The organism is Alphaproteobacteria bacterium LSUCC0719 (assembly GCA_040839025.1).
Lineage (GTDB): Bacteria > Pseudomonadota > Alphaproteobacteria > Puniceispirillales > Puniceispirillaceae > UBA8309.
Map to the genome: position 1 here is coordinate 178872 of JBFPJN010000005.1, position 14443 is coordinate 193314.

At 61.1% G+C, this 14443-nt stretch carries 10 protein-coding genes; 5 read left to right on the forward strand and 5 right to left on the reverse strand.

The genetic code is table 11. The features are described 5' to 3' along the window. Positions 1–151: 151 nt before the first annotated feature. Positions 152–739, reverse strand: a complete 588-nt coding sequence (locus AB3X55_10760; protein MEX0504065.1) for a hypothetical protein — start codon at positions 737–739, stop codon at positions 152–154. 192 nt (positions 740–931) lie between these two features. On the opposite strand from AB3X55_10760, the gene pdxH reads away from it, so the two are divergent. The 3 genes from pdxH to AB3X55_10775 all read left to right on the forward strand — a co-directional run bounded on the left by pdxH (position 932) and on the right by AB3X55_10775 (position 5881). Further along, positions 932–1522 carry a pyridoxamine 5'-phosphate oxidase gene (gene pdxH / locus AB3X55_10765; protein MEX0504066.1) on the forward strand — a complete coding sequence of 197 codons (591 nt, stop codon included), beginning with the start codon at positions 932–934 and terminating at the stop codon, positions 1520–1522. 321 nt (positions 1523–1843) lie between these two features. Further along, positions 1844–4282, forward strand: a complete 2439-nt coding sequence (locus tag AB3X55_10770) for an FAD-dependent oxidoreductase (GenBank protein MEX0504067.1) — start codon at positions 1844–1846, stop codon at positions 4280–4282. Between the two features lie 45 nt (positions 4283–4327). Next, positions 4328–5881, forward strand: coding sequence for a trimethylamine methyltransferase family protein (locus tag AB3X55_10775; protein ID MEX0504068.1), 1554 nt, complete (start codon positions 4328–4330; stop codon positions 5879–5881). Between the two features lie 34 nt (positions 5882–5915). On the opposite strand, the gene AB3X55_10780 is transcribed toward AB3X55_10775, so the two are convergent. Genes AB3X55_10780 through AB3X55_10795 form a run of 4 tightly spaced genes read right to left on the reverse strand, consistent with a single transcriptional unit; the run spans position 5916 to position 11301 of the window. Then, positions 5916–6530: a sarcosine oxidase subunit gamma gene (locus AB3X55_10780; protein MEX0504069.1), complete on the reverse strand. Its 615-nt coding sequence runs from the start codon at positions 6528–6530 to the stop codon at positions 5916–5918. Beyond that, positions 6523–9597, reverse strand: coding sequence for a sarcosine oxidase subunit alpha family protein (locus AB3X55_10785; GenBank protein ID MEX0504070.1), 3075 nt, complete (start codon positions 9595–9597; stop codon positions 6523–6525). Before AB3X55_10785 ends, AB3X55_10780 begins: the two co-directional genes overlap by 8 nt. Next, on the reverse strand, positions 9594–9971 hold the full coding sequence (locus AB3X55_10790) for a sarcosine oxidase subunit delta (GenBank protein MEX0504071.1): 378 nt from the start codon (positions 9969–9971) through the stop codon (positions 9594–9596). Before AB3X55_10790 ends, AB3X55_10785 begins: the two co-directional genes overlap by 4 nt. Before the next feature lie 16 nt (positions 9972–9987). After that, entirely contained in the window at positions 9988–11301 is a 1314-nt protein-coding gene (locus AB3X55_10795; GenBank protein MEX0504072.1) for a sarcosine oxidase subunit beta family protein, read from the reverse strand. Positions 11302–11735: 434 nt separating this feature from the next. Between AB3X55_10795 and AB3X55_10800 the strand changes: the two genes are divergently transcribed. Both AB3X55_10800 and AB3X55_10805 read left to right on the forward strand, forming a co-directional pair. Continuing rightward, positions 11736–12905, forward strand: coding sequence for a M20 aminoacylase family protein (locus AB3X55_10800; protein MEX0504073.1), 1170 nt, complete (start codon positions 11736–11738; stop codon positions 12903–12905). Between the two features lie 169 nt (positions 12906–13074). After that, the coding region (locus AB3X55_10805; protein ID MEX0504074.1) for a hypothetical protein at positions 13075–14443 on the forward strand (1369 nt) is incomplete at its 3' end.

Genomic DNA, 14443 nt, shown 5'->3' on the forward strand with positions numbered 1-14443 from the left:
GTGATTCACCTCTCGTAACGAAAGCAATGCGGCCCGAAGAGCGCTGTGGAATTCGGATGCCAATATGGCACGGCTGATTCCACAGAACAAGACGCCGCCATGCCAAATCGGGGCGCGGCGGCGTATCTGGATTTTCCCTTGCGCAAAAGGGTCAGCGCAGGCTGTAGGTTGTCTTGCGCGTGATCTCGATCCGCTCGCCGTCAGCAAGTGGCCTGTTGGACTCGACGGTGATGATCCGGTTGTCGACCTCGATACGATGGCGATAGCCGGTCACTTCCTCGACAGTTTCCTCGATCATGACCTTGCGGACATTGCAGACTTCCTGCTGGCGATAGCCGACGATGGTCTGCCCTGTGGATTTGTTCTTTTTTGCATGTTCGCGGCCAAGAATGGCACCGACAACGGCACCGGCGGCACCGGCCCCTTCATTGTTCGAGGTCTTGTTGCCGATGGCGGAACCGATAACCCCGCCAATGATCATCGCCCCGAGGTCGGAATCATTGTTTGTCGTGCCGGCATCGGCATAGACAGGAACTTCCTGGGTTTCGCAGACCCGCTGGTCCGACGGTGTCTTGCGGATGTAACTTGCCATGATCGGGTTTGATTGTGTGACAGTGCCGATTACCGTCTCGACACGGGTTTCCGCCATTGCCGCGATTGGTGTGACGGCCAGCATGCCAGCTGTTGCCATTGTCGCGATGGTCGCGTCCAAGGCCTTGAAAAGAGAAGGACGTGTCATGATGTGTCTCTGCCTCTGAAATTTGTTAGTGGAGCCACATTAACGCGAGAATCGTACCAAAATGTGGCAGACCTTTTCGGGTGGCTGGTGCCGATGGGAAACCGGCCATTGCCAAACCGTCATTCAATGCCCATCTGCGATAGGCCGGCAGGGTCTGTCGGCAGCGCAGACATCCAGCCGAGGGTCAAGATCATGCATATTGATGCGGGAACCAATCCGTTCACCCTGTTCCAGTCCTGGTATGACGAGGCTGTGGCCTCGGAGATCAACGACCCGGATGCGATGGCGCTTGCCAGCGTTGATTCCGCGGGGATGCCCTCGGTTCGCATGGTGCTTCTCAAGGAATGGGGCGAGGACGGCTTCGTCTTCTATACAAATTACGAGAGCCGTAAATCCGGTGAATTGCTGGCCACCGGCAAGGCGGCTTTTTGCATCCACTGGAAAAGTCTGCGCCGACAGGTACGGGTGATCGGGCCGGTCAGTCAGGTTGATGGCGCCCGCTCGGATGCCTATTTCGCGACCCGTGGACGGGGCAGCCGTATCGGCGCCTGGGCATCCGCGCAGTCGCGCCCGCTGGACTCGCGCGCCGATCTTGCCGCGGCGGTGGCCGAGACCGAGGCCCGGTTCCCCGATGATGTGCCGCGCCCGCCGCACTGGGGTGGGTTCCTGATCGCGCCGCAGGAGATCGAATTCTGGGCCGATGGCGAACATCGCCTTCACGACCGGTTCCGGTTTACCCGTAGTGACGGTGACGGTTGGGACATCCAGCGCCTGAATCCCTGAAGGGGCCAAATCCCTGAATGGGCGCAAATCCCTGAAGGGCCTGGATCCCTGAATGGACCAAATCCCTGAATGGACCAAATCCCTGAATGGACCAAATCCCTGAATGGACTTGACCCCTGATCTGGTCCGAATTGCTGATCCGTCCGTGTCACGGCGGCACGTCTAATCTGAGTAAAACTGGTCGCATGGCAGACGCTTTTGCGATGGCAATTTGCATACCATCCGAGCGAGGTGAACCGGGTTCGGCGCTGACGCTTGCAATGCCGCCACGCGATGGCCCATCATCGTAATTTGCAGGAAAAGACTTGCGGAGGTGTCGGTATGAAGACGCATGCACGCGTTGTTGTGATCGGGGGCGGTGTCGTTGGTGTCAGCGCGCTGTACCATCTTGCCAAAAAGGGCTGGTCGGACGTTGTCCTTGTTGAACGCAAGGAGCTGACGTCGGGGTCGACCTGGCATGCCGCCGGCCTGCTGCCATTGTTCAACATGTCCTACTCGGTCGGGCAGATCCACAAATATTCGGTGAAGTTCTATCAGGAGCTGCAGGAAGAAACCGGCATGAATGTCGGGTTCCGCAATGTCAGCAATATCCGGCTGGCGCAGACCCAGGACAGGATGGATGAATACCGGCAATATGCCGGTGTCGCCAGCACCATCGGTGTCGATGTCGACTTCCTGACACCTGATGATGTCCACGATCTCTGGCCGCTGTGCAATACAGAAGGTCTGGTTGGTGCCATTCGGCATCCCGGTGATGGCTACATCCAGCCGGCGGACCTGACCCAGGCGCTGGCCCGGGGTGCCCGTGACCGTGGTGCCGAAATTTATCGCAACACCACCGTGACCGGCATTTCACGGACCGAGGCCGGGGAATGGAAGGTGACAACGGACAAGGGCGAGATCACCTGTGAACACGTGATCAGCGCGACCGGCAACTTTGCCCGCCAGACCGGACGCATGGTCGGGCTGAACATCCCGGTCATCCCGGTCGAGCATCAATATATCGTCACCGAACCGCATGAAGCCATCAAGGCGCGACAGGCCGCGGGCCTGCCTGAAATGGGGGTTCTTCGCGACTCCGACGGGCGCTGGTACATGCGCGAGGAAGCCGGCGGCCTGATCCTTGGCCCCTACGAGGCTGGCGCGCCGGCCTGCTATGTGGACGGGCCAAGTGCGGATTCGGAATATGAGCTGTTTCAGGAGGATCTGGAACGTCTGGAGCCGCATATCGAATCCGCGATGCACCGCGTTCCGGCCTTTGGCGAAGTCGGTGTGAAGAAGGTCTATAATGGCGCGATCGCCTATACGCCTGACGGCAACCCGATCATCGGACCGGCCTGGGATCTGCCGAATTTCTGGCTCAGCGAGGGGCACAGTTTCGGCATCACGGCGGCTGGCGGTGCCGGCTGGCAGCTTGCTGAATGGATTGTCGAGGGCGAGCCGACAATTGACATGCTTGGTGTCGATCCCCGCCGCTATGGAAGCTACGCCACCGAATCCTACCTGAAGGCAAAGAATGAAGAGGCATATGAGAATGTCTTTGTCATTCATTACCCCGACGAGGAACGCGGCGCGGCGCGGCCGCTTCGCACGGCACCCTGCTATGACAGGCTGAAATCGCTTGGCGCGGTGTTTGGCCAGAAATTCGGCTGGGAACGTGCCAACTGGTTCGCCCCCGACGGCGTGGCGCAGGACGATCACTGGTCGTTCCGTCGTTCCAACTGGTTCGAGCATGTCGGCAACGAGGTTCGCCATACCGCGGCGCATGCGGGGCTTCTCGACATGACGGCCTTTGCGAAATGCCGGATTTCGGGTCCGGGAGCCGAAGCCTTTCTCGACCGGCTGACGGCGAACAAGCTGCCGAAGGGTATAGGGCGGGTATCGCTCTCGCATGCCCTGACCGAGCGCGGTGGTGTTCATTCCGAATACACGATCCAGCGTGAATCCGCGGACAGCTTCTATATCGTTTCCGCCGGCGCGGGCCAGCGGCTCGACCACGATTGGATCAAGAAGCATATGCCGGATGACGGTTCGGTGCGGTTTGACAGCCTGACCAATTCCATTGGCGTTCTTGTGCTGGTTGGTCCGCGCGCGCGCGACATCCTGCAGAAGGTCACCCGCACCGATCTTGGCAATGACGCCTTTCCATGGCTGTGGAGCCGGCTGATTGACGTCAATATGGCGCCGGCGATGGCGTTCAGAATGAACTATGTTGGCGAGCTTGGGTGGGAGTTGCATCATCCCATCGAATATCAGAACCATATTTTCGATGCGCTGATGCAGGCCGGTGCCGAATTCCAGCTGAAGCCGTTCGGCATTCGGGCGATGGATGCGATGCGGCTGGAGAAATCCTACCGGATGGTCGGGACCGAACTGTCGATCGAATATGCGGCGCTGGAAAGCGGACTGGACAGGTTCGTCCATCTGAACAAGGGCGATTTCATCGGGCGGCAACAGCTCAGCGACTGGCAGCAGCGCGGGTTTGACAATGCGATGGTGACGATTGAGGTTCACGACACGACCGACGCCGACGCCATTGGCGGCAACCCGATCATGCTTCCCGATGGTGAAGTTGTCGGGCGCGCCACAAGTGGCGGTTACGGGTTCCGTGTCGAAAAATCACTGGCGATGGCGATGGTGCGTCCCGATCTGGCAAAAGTGGGCACAAAGTTGATGATCGACATTCTTGATCAGAGGCTTGCGGCCACGGTGATCGAGGACTCTCCCTATGACCCGAAGAATGAAAAGCTGCGCGCCTGATCAACGCGCCCGGACAGTAGTTACAGCAAGGACAAGGTCAATCAAATGTCTGATGTAGAAACAGCACAGCGTCGCAGTCGGCGTGGCGGTGGTCGCGATGCAAGGCGGCAATTGCGCAGTGGTGCCGGTGCCGGCCAGGCAAAGCCGTTCATCACCCGTAACCTGCCGCCGGTCGATATCCTGACCGACGAGGCCGCCGAAATCATCGAGGCGAATGCCGAAACCATTCTTGAAGAGATCGGGATTGATTTTCTGGAGGATGAAGAGGCGCGCAGCATGCTCAGGGATGCCGGCTGCGACGTCAGGGGCGAACGTGTGCATTTTCCGCGCGGACTGGCACGCAAACTATGTGAAACCGCGCCGTCACACTTTACCCAGCATGCGCGCAACCCGGATCGTTCGGTCGAGATCGGGGGCAACAATATGGTGTTTGCCCCTGTCTATGGGCCGCCCTTTGTCCGGGATCTGGCGGATGAACGGCGCTATGCAACAATCGAGGATTTCCGGAATTTCGTGAAGCTTGTCTATATGCTGCCGGGCTTTCATCATTCCGGCGGCACCGTGTGCGAGCCTGTAGACCTGCCGGTCACCAAGCGTCATCTCGAGATGGTCTATGCGCATCAGCGCCTGTCCGACAAACCCTATATGGGGTCGGTGACGGCGCCGGAGCGGGCGCAGGATACGGTCGACATGTCGAAAATCCTGTTCGGCGAGGACTTCGTCGAGGCCAACACTGTCATCATCAATCTGATCAATGCCAACTCGCCGATGACGTGGGATGCAACGATGCTTGGCGCGCTCAAGGTGTATGCGCGCAACAACCAGGCCGTCATCGCATCGCCCTTTATTCTGGCCGGCGCGATGTCGCCGGTGTCGGTTGCCGGCACGTTGGCGCAGACGCTTGCCGAGGCGATGAGCGGCATTGCCTTTACACAGCTGGTCCGCAAAGGCGCGCCGGTGGTGTTCGGCAGCTTTGCCAGCTCGATGTCGATGCAGACAGGGGCGCCTACCTTTGGCACGCCGGAACCGGCAAAGGTGCTGCTTGGATGTGCCAAGCTGGCGCGGCGTCTCGGCGTCCCGTTCCGCAGCGGTGGATCACTGACCGCCGCCAAGACGGCCGACGCGCAGTCAGCCTATGAATCTGCCAACACGATCATGCCGACGGTAATGGGCGGGGTGAATTTCGTGCTTCATGCCGGTGGCTGGATGGAAGGCGGGCTTGTCGCCGACTACGCCAAGCTTGTCCTTGATGCCGACCAGCTGACGATGATGCAGAGCGTTGTCGACGGGATCGATGTCAGCGAGAACGGACAGGCGCTTGATGCCCTGCGTGAAACAGGTCCGGGCAAGCATTTCCTCGGATCAGCCCACACCCAGGCGAATTTTGAGACCGCCTTCTGGCGGTCTGAACTTGCGGACAACACGACCTATGAACAATGGTCGTCCGAAGGATCGGTGGAAAGCCACTCCCGTGCCCGGGCGCGGGCTGCCCGGATGCTGGAGTCCTACGAGGCACCGGAAATCGACGCCGCGACCGACGAGGCGCTTCGTGCCTTCGTCGCAAAACGCATGGAAGAGCTGCCCGACTCCGAGTTCTGATCCCGGCACCAACGGTGCATGCCCCGGGGTGGCGTCAGCCCTTGAAGGCGGCGCCGAATTCCAGTCCGGCATCCATCAGCCATTCGGCGACATAGGGTGCAAAGCTGGTCCGGCAGATCAGTGTGAACCGGTTCCCGTCCCCGGCGATCAGCGTTACCGCCGCATGTGCCAGCAGTGACTGCGCGCAGTCACCGGCACCGAATTGTGACGGATGCAGGTCAAGTGCGCATCCCTTGGCAAGCACCTGCCTGACCGCCGCCCCGCGCAGTGACAGCGCGCACAGGCTGTCCGTCACATTCGTCACCGCGGCATGAAGGCCGTCCATATCCAGCGTCAATTGGCTGTGAAGATGCGTTTCGGTGCCGGCCTCGCACAGAAGCAGAAACTCATCCGGCCCAAGCCAGACGATATGCCGATCACCGACCGAGACAACGCGATTGCTGGCCGGCAGCGTGGTGCATCCCGTGTGGTTGCGGATCACCGGCAGCATGTCGGTGCCGCCGCGCAGATTGATCTTTCCAAGATGCGCCAGCTCGCAGATGACCAGCCCCGGCTTGCCACCATCCGGGTTGGGTTGCGTTGATGGTGTCATGCTGACAAGGGCGGTGCGGCCCGGGGGACGTTCACCTTCGTTCGACAGGCTAGCCATTGATGCGCTCTCCCTTCGGGTCAAAGAACATGGGCTCGACAACTTCCGCCTCAATGACGTCACCATCCAGCATCGGCAGATAGACGGTGCCGCCCATCAGCGCCCGGCCACCCTTCAGCATCGCCATGGCGATAGAGCCGCCAACATTGGGCGAATAATAGGATGATGTGACCTGACCAAGCATGGTCATCGGCATGTCTTCATTGGGGTCAAGGACAGCATGCGCGCCTTCGGGGATCACCCGTTTGCGGTCGCGCGTGCGAAGCCCGACAAGCTGTTTGCGGTCTTCCGCCGCCATCGAGGCGCGCGCAAGGGCCCGCTTGCCGATGAAGTCCGGCTTTGCCTTTGACACGATCCAGTCCATCCCCAGATCCTGCGGGGTAACCGATCCGTCGGTTTCCTGTCCGACGATGATGAACCCCTTTTCGGCGCGCAGGACGTGCATCGCCTCGGTGCCGTAAGGCGTCAGGCCAAAGGCCTTGCCGGCAGCCATCAGATGCGTCCACAGCGCAAGCCCGTGCCGGGCGCGGATGTTGATCTCATAGGACAGCTCGCCGGTGAAGGAGATGCGGAAAATCCGGACCGGCAGGCCGGCGATATGGGCCTTGCGCATGCTCATGAACGGGAAATCCGCCGAATCGAGGCTGATATCGATATTCGCGGCCTGCAGGATCTTGGCCGCGTTCGGCCCCGACAGGGTGGCCACGGACCATTCCTCGGTCACCGATGTCAGATAGACTTTCAGATCGGGCCATTCGGTCTGCAGCCATTCTTCCATCCAGTCCAGCACGCCGGCAGCGCCGCCGGTGGTGGTTGTCATGTGGAAGTGGTTTTCACCAAGCCGCGTCGTGACACCGTCATCCATCACCATGCCGTCATCCTTGAGCATCAGACCATAGCGGCATTTGCCAATGCCAAGCTTGAGCCAGCTGTTGGTGTAGAGTCGGTTCAGGAATTCGGCCGCGTCAGGCCCCTGAATGTCGATTTTGCCGAGTGTCGAGGCATCGAGAATGCCTGCCGTCGTGCGGGCGGCAAGCACCTCGCGGTTGACGGCATCCTGCATTGTCTCGCCATCCTTGGGGTAATACCAGGCGCGCATCCACTGGCCGACATGCTCGAAGGTGGCACCATTGGCACGGTGCCAGTCATCCATGCGGGTCAGCCGCGTGGGATCGAACAATGTGCCGATATCGCGTCCCGCAATGGCACCGATGCTTGCCGGCGTGTAGGGCATCCGGAAGGTGGTCGTGCCAACATCCGGAATCTCGCGGCCAAGCGCGTCGGCAAGAATGGCCAGACCATTGATGTTCGATGTCTTGCCCTGGTCGGTTGCCATGCCAAGCGTGGTGTACCGCTTCAGATGCTCGACCGACTGATATCCCTCGCGCGCGGCAAGGCTGACATCCGAGGCGGTCACGTCATTCTGGAAATCGACAAAGGCTTTCGGCCCCCTTCCGGGCCCCTGGCCATTGCTGATCTTCCATGCTGCCAGCGGACGCCAGCTCTGGTTTGGTGCCTCGACAGCGGGCATGGCGGTGGAATTGGCGGCATCGCCGGTGGCGAACCCGGCCGCGTCGGCGGCGGCGATGCCGGCCTTGATCCCGTCGGCGATGGCCTTTTCCGTGTCAAATACGCCATTGCCGGCACCGGCATTGAAGCTTGCCTCATGCACCGTGGTTGGTTTGAAACACAGCAGCCTTTCATCCCATCCCAGCTTGCCGCGGGCCTGTGAATGCAGATGCACGGCAGGTGACAGGCCGCCCGACATGGCCAGCAGATCGCAATCCATGTGGAACGGGTCGTCAAGGACGACCCTGCCACCGTCATCGACCGGTGCAATCTCGACACGGGCCAGATGCTGGGTGCCGTTGGCAACAATTACGGCATGTCCGCTCAGAACCTCGATGCCAGCGGCGCGAACGGCCTTGATCAGCTCGCCGCGAAGGTCGCGCCGCAGATCGACGACAAGGACATGTGCGCCGGCCCGGTGAAGCGCCAGCGCGGTCCGGTAGGCATCGTCATTATTGGTGAAGACAATGGTCCTGTTGCCCGGCACCACCCCATAGCGGGTGATATAGGTGCGAACGGCACCGGCCAGCATCACGCCGGGCAGGTCGTTGCCGGCAAAGACAAGCGGGCGTTCATGTGCCCCCTGTGCCAGGACGGTCTGTGCCGCCCGTACCTTCCACAGCCGCTGGCGCGGCAGATGCGCCGGCGGGGTGGCCAGATGGTCGGTCACACGCTCGGTCAGGGTCAGGTAGTTGTGGTCCATATATCCGAACACGGTGGTCCGAGGCAGCAGCGTCACATTTTCCATCGCTGCCAGTTCGGCAATCACCCTGGCGATCCAGCCTGTCGGTGCCTCACCATCAATCGTGACGTCCGCCTCGCCAAGAAGCCATCCACCGAATTCATTCTGCTCGTCAGCCAGAATCACCCGCGCACCGCTTCGGGCGGCCTGCAGTGCCGCCATCAGACCGGCAGCCCCGCCGCCGGCAACCAGCACATCGCAATGCGCGTGGACCCGTTCATAGCGGTCCGGGTCGTTGTGATCATCGGCAACCCGGCCAAGCCCGGCGGCCCGGCGGATCACATGTTCATAGGTCATCCACATCGAAGCCGGCCACATGAAGGTCTTGTAATAGAAACCGGCAGGGAAAAAGGACTGCAGTGCCGAATTGACCGCACCGACATCGAATTTCAGCGACGGAAAGCGGTTCTGGCTTTCGGCATAGAGCCCGTCATGAAGTTCCACCTGGGTGGCCCTGAGGTTGGGTTCGGCACGCGCGCCGCGTCCCACCCGCACCAGCGCGTTCGGCTCTTCCGACCCGGCGGCAAGGATGCCGCGGGGACGATGATATTTGAATGATCTGCCGACAAGGTGAACATTGTTCGCCAGCAATGCCGAGGCCAGTGTGTCGCCCTCATACCCCTGATAGCTGCGGCCATCGAAGGTAAAGATGACCGGTCTGCCACGGTCAATGCGACCGCCATCGGCGCTTCGCAGGAGTTGGGGTGGCGCGCCACGGGTGAACAGGCCTGACCCGGTTGCGTTGCTCTTGGTCATGATGCCTTGTCCTTTTTCGCCCGGGTCTTGCGCGCCGGCTTTGCGGCGGCTTCGGCGGCGGTGTCGCGTCGCCAGCTGGCCGCATGCGCCGCCTTGCCGGCCTTCGAGGCCGGACCGCTTCCCATCGGGTAGATTTCGACAATCTCGTGCGTGACGGTATCGCGCGCCATGTTGAACCAGCGGCGGCATCCGGCGGCATGCCGCCAGCGTTCCAGAAACAGCCCTTTCGGATTGTCACGCAGAAACAGGTAATCCGCGAATTCGGCATCGGTCAGGCTGTTTTCGGCGAGCGGGCGCGCGATATGCGCCTCGCCGCCACAGCTGAACTCGCTCTCGTCGCGGGGGCCACAATGGGGACAGGTGATCAGCAGCATGATGATTCCCTCTATGTCAGTGTGCCACGCCGGCGGCGCCGTGTTCGTCGATCAGCAGTCCGGTCTGGAACCGGTCCAGCGCATAGGGCGCGGCGATGCTGTTCGGCCTGTCATTGGCGATAAGGTCGGCAAAGACATGGCCCGAACCCGGTGTGGCCTTGAAGCCCCCGGTGCCCCAGCCACAGTTGAAATACAGCCCCTCGACATCGGTTTTCGAGATGATGGGCGAGGCGTCGGGGCAGGTATCGACAATGCCGCCCCAATGCCGCAGCATGCGCAGCCGCGACAAAACGGGAAACAGCTCGACAGCGGCCGAAAGCATATGTTCCGGCACCGGAAAGGATCCGCGCTGGGCGTAGGAATTGTATTTGTCCACGCCGGCACCCAGCACCATTTCGCCCTTGTCGGACTGGCTGACATACATATGGACGGCGTTCGACATGATGACGGTATCGAGGATCGGCTTGATCGGTTCCGATACCAATGCCTGCAACGGCCGGCTGGCAACCGGCAGGCGGATGTCGGCCATCGCCGCCACCACGCTGGAATGTCCGGCAACAACGCATCCGACCTTGCGCGTCTTGATGAAACCGCGGCTGGTGTCGATGCCGACAATACGGCGCCCGTTGCGCCGCAGCCCGGTGACCTCGCAATTCTGGATGATATCGACGCCAAGATCGTCTGCCGCCCGCGCATAGCCCCACGCCACGGCGTCATGCCGCGCGGTGCCGCCGCGTTTCTGCAGGAACCCGCCCATCACCGGATAGCGGATGGTCTGGTCGATATTGATGATCGGCACGAATTTCTTGATCTCGTCCGGACCCAGCACGTCCGAATCGATGCCGTTCATGCGGATGGCATGCACGCGCCGCGACATTTCCCGAAGCTCATGCTCGGAATGCGCGATGGTCAGAACGCCGCGCTGGCTGAACATCACATTGAAGTTCAGATCCTGTGACATGCCTTCCCACAGTTTCAGCGCATGTTCATAGATCGCCGCCGATTCATCCCACAGATAGTTGGATCTGATGATGGTGGTGTTGCGGCCGGTATTGCCGCCGCCAAGCCAGCCCTTTTCGACCACGGCAACACGGGTGATGCCATGCACCGCGGCAAGATAATAGGCTGTTGCCAGACCATGCCCGCCGCCACCGATGATAACGGCGTCATATTCGTCCTGCGGCTGGGCATCGCGCCAGGCGCGCTGCCATCCCTGATGATACTGCATCGCCTGCCGTGCAAGCGCAAAAGCCGAATATTTCGGCTTGCCGCCCGGCAGGCCGCTCAGGCCTCGGTCCGGCCCTTCATGATGCGACTTCTCTGACGCCATGATCTTTCACCCGGTTCTGGCGGACCCCGATCAGGCCCGCAGGTCTGTTTCACAACAGGATGCCGATAGATGTGTTGCCTGTCCCCGGCCCGGGATCAGGTGGCACCCTGCATCGCTTCGCCAATATGGCCCGTAATCTGGCCCGTAATCTGCCCCGTAATTTGCGCTGTGGCCGTGCTGGCACCTGTTCCCCTGCCGACCACCGGTTTGTCCGGCCCGACACCACCTTGCATAGGCAGGGCGAAGGCAGGGCAAAGGCAGACATACAAACCGCATCAAAGGCCTGAATAGCAGAAACAAAGCCGTCTGGAAACGCTGTCTCACCCTGCAAAACGCCGCATCCCTGCGGCGCAGCGGGACTTGATGCAAGCTTGACCTTGGCCGCCTTCGCGGCGAACATTGACGCCTCGAAACATCAACCTGATTGAGGCCCCATGACTGTCATCAATTCCATCGCCGACCGCATCGACGAACATCGCGGCTGGCGACATGAACTGCATATGCATCCCGAAACCAGCTATGAAGAGGTGTGGACGTCGGATTTCGTCGCCGCGCGCCTTGCCGAATTCGGGATCGAGGTGCATCGCGGCATGGGCAAGACAGGCGTTGTCGGTGTGCTTCATGGCCGCGGTGACAGCCGCCGCGCGATCGGGCTCCGGGCCGATATCGATGCGCTGCCAATTCAGGAACTGAACGATTTGCCCCATGCCTCGAAAATTCCCGGGCGGATGCACGCCTGTGGGCATGACGGTCACACGACAATGCTTCTGGGGGCGGCGCAGTATCTTGCCGAAACGCGGAATTTCGACGGCACTGTCTATTTCATCTTCCAGCCCGCCGAAGAGGGGGGTGCCGGCGGCAAGGCGATGATCGATGATGGATTGTTCACAAAATTCGAGATGGAAACCGTCTGGGGTCTTCACAACTGGCCGTCGATGGATGCCGGCAGCGCCGGAATCCATGACGGTGTCTGCATGGCCAATGCCGACATGTTCGAGATGACGGTGACCGGACGCGGCGGCCATGCCGGGCAGCCGCATATGACAGTCGACCCGATCCCCTGCGGTGCTGCCATCGTGCAGTCGCTTCAAACCATCGTCTCGCGGCGTGTGTCGCCGGTTGATTCGGCGGTTGTCAGCGTCACCGTCTTTCAGGCCGGCAGCGCGCACAATGTGATCCCGGACAATGTGCGTCTTCAGGGCACCGCCCGTTCATTCACCGCCGAGACAAGAAAGCTGCTGGAAGAGGCGATTCGCGACATCGCCGCCACGACCGCCGACGTCTATGGCTGCCAGCTCGATTTCGAATGGCATCCGGGCTATCCGGCGACGGTCAACCATGCGTCCGAGGCGGGGCGTGCCGGCGATGTGATGGCGGCCGTTCTCGGCGACAATATGGTGGCGCGCGACGTCGAACCGTCGCTTGGTGCCGAGGATTTCGCCTTCATGCTTGAAGAGCGCCCCGGTGCCTATATCTGGCTTGGCAGCGGCCCGGCACCGGCCGATGCCCAGCTTCACGGCGCGCGCTATGATTTCAATGACGATGTGCTGCCGGTCGGCGCCACCTATTGGGCGCGGCTGGTGGAAAGCGAACTGGCGGCCTGATCCGGGCGGCCTGAAATGGGGCGGGATTCTTCGTTACCGCCCATTAACCGAAATTTAAGTTACCTCGTGCCATAATCGATTCTGCATGGTGGCCGTGTCTGTGTCTGTGTCTTGTGTCTGTGTCGGCAACGGCCCGGTTTCCGTCCTGATGCCAGTCGAGGTGACACACATGACCGATCTCAGCCGCCGCAATCTGTTGCGGTCCACAGCCGTTCCCGGACCAGATCCTTCGGGCCGCTCTCTTTCGGGCCGCTCTCTTTCGGGCCGTTCTCTTTCGGGGGAGGGTCGGTCGACCCGAACCGCAGATGCGCGCCCAACCGCCCAACCGGATATGCGCCAGCCCGGCACCAGCCTGACGCCCTATGGCATGTCCTTTTGGGCGCTGATCCTCGCCGCCTGTGGTGGCGGCGGAGGTGGTGGTGGTGGGCTGGACACGGCGGGGACGTCAACGCCCGTGAAATTGGAGCCGCGGTCGGGCCATGTCTATGACGGGCCGGTGAAGGGTGCCGTCGTCTATGTCGATTCTGACGGTGACGGCGAGTTGAACACCGAGAAGGATCATCGTGTCGGCACCACAAATGAACAGGGTGCCTTCAGCGGGTCCATCCCGGTGAATCTGGTCGGCAAACGCTATATCGTCGATCTGAGCAGCGCGACCGATCTCGGCGATGACGGCCAGGAAGGCACCGAAGACGATCAGGACCTGTCGGGTTTCGGCATCTGGCTGGCACCACAGGGGGCGAGCGTCGTTTCGGCGCTGACGCATCTGATCGCCACCGGCGTGATGACGAAAGATGATATTCAGTCCACGATTCCGGGTTTCGACCCGCTGGTTGACAACCCCTATGCCCCGGCCCCCGCCGAGCAGTCGCCGGAAAAGCAGCAGGTGTTCGAGAAGGTGCGCAAGGTTCTGCCCACCATTACAAACCTTGTGGAAAAGAACCGTGACGTGATCAAGCGGAAGTCCGAGAGCGGCGAAACCCCTCAGCTTTCAGAAGACGAAAGCAAAATTCTTTCCGAACTTGAGAATAGCATCAAACAGGTCATGGCCAATCCCGATGCCCAGCATGCGCCCGTGCTGGCGATGTTTGGCACGGCGGTTGTCAAGGAAGGCACGGTGACCGGCAAAACCGATACCGGGCTGCGGGTCCGGGTCACGGATGTGAACAGCGGCGAGACCGGGTATGAGGAGCCGGATGTCGTCCTGTCAGGCGACAATCGTTTCAAGATCGAAAACGGCAAAATCTTCGCCAAAGCCGGTGCCAGCTTCAGATCGGGCGAGGAGATCACCCTGACGCTGACCGCCACCGACGGCAACAACGCCGGCCTCACCAATACCGTGCCGATCACCTTCACCGTCAGCGATGTTCAGTTTGCGCCGGTGCCGGAGATTCGCGGCACGGCGTCTGTCAAGGAAGGCACGGTGACCGGCGATACCGACACCGGGCTGACCTTCATCGCGACCGACAAGGACAGCGGCGAGACCGGGTATAGGGGGCCGAGTTTCACCCTGTCAGGCGACAATCGTTTCAAGATCG

Coding starts and splice junctions, on each gene's coding strand:
- AB3X55_10760 (MEX0504065.1), bottom strand. CDS start 739: ATGACACGTCCTTCTCTTTTCAAGGCCTTGGACGCGACCATCGCGACA.
- pdxH (MEX0504066.1), top strand. CDS start 932: ATGCATATTGATGCGGGAACCAATCCGTTCACCCTGTTCCAGTCCTGG.
- AB3X55_10770 (MEX0504067.1), top strand. CDS start 1,844: ATGAAGACGCATGCACGCGTTGTTGTGATCGGGGGCGGTGTCGTTGGT.
- AB3X55_10775 (MEX0504068.1), top strand. CDS start 4,328: ATGTCTGATGTAGAAACAGCACAGCGTCGCAGTCGGCGTGGCGGTGGT.
- AB3X55_10780 (MEX0504069.1), bottom strand. CDS start 6,530: ATGGCTAGCCTGTCGAACGAAGGTGAACGTCCCCCGGGCCGCACCGCC.
- AB3X55_10785 (MEX0504070.1), bottom strand. CDS start 9,597: ATGACCAAGAGCAACGCAACCGGGTCAGGCCTGTTCACCCGTGGCGCG.
- AB3X55_10790 (MEX0504071.1), bottom strand. CDS start 9,971: ATGCTGCTGATCACCTGTCCCCATTGTGGCCCCCGCGACGAGAGCGAG.
- AB3X55_10795 (MEX0504072.1), bottom strand. CDS start 11,301: ATGGCGTCAGAGAAGTCGCATCATGAAGGGCCGGACCGAGGCCTGAGC.
- AB3X55_10800 (MEX0504073.1), top strand. CDS start 11,736: ATGACTGTCATCAATTCCATCGCCGACCGCATCGACGAACATCGCGGC.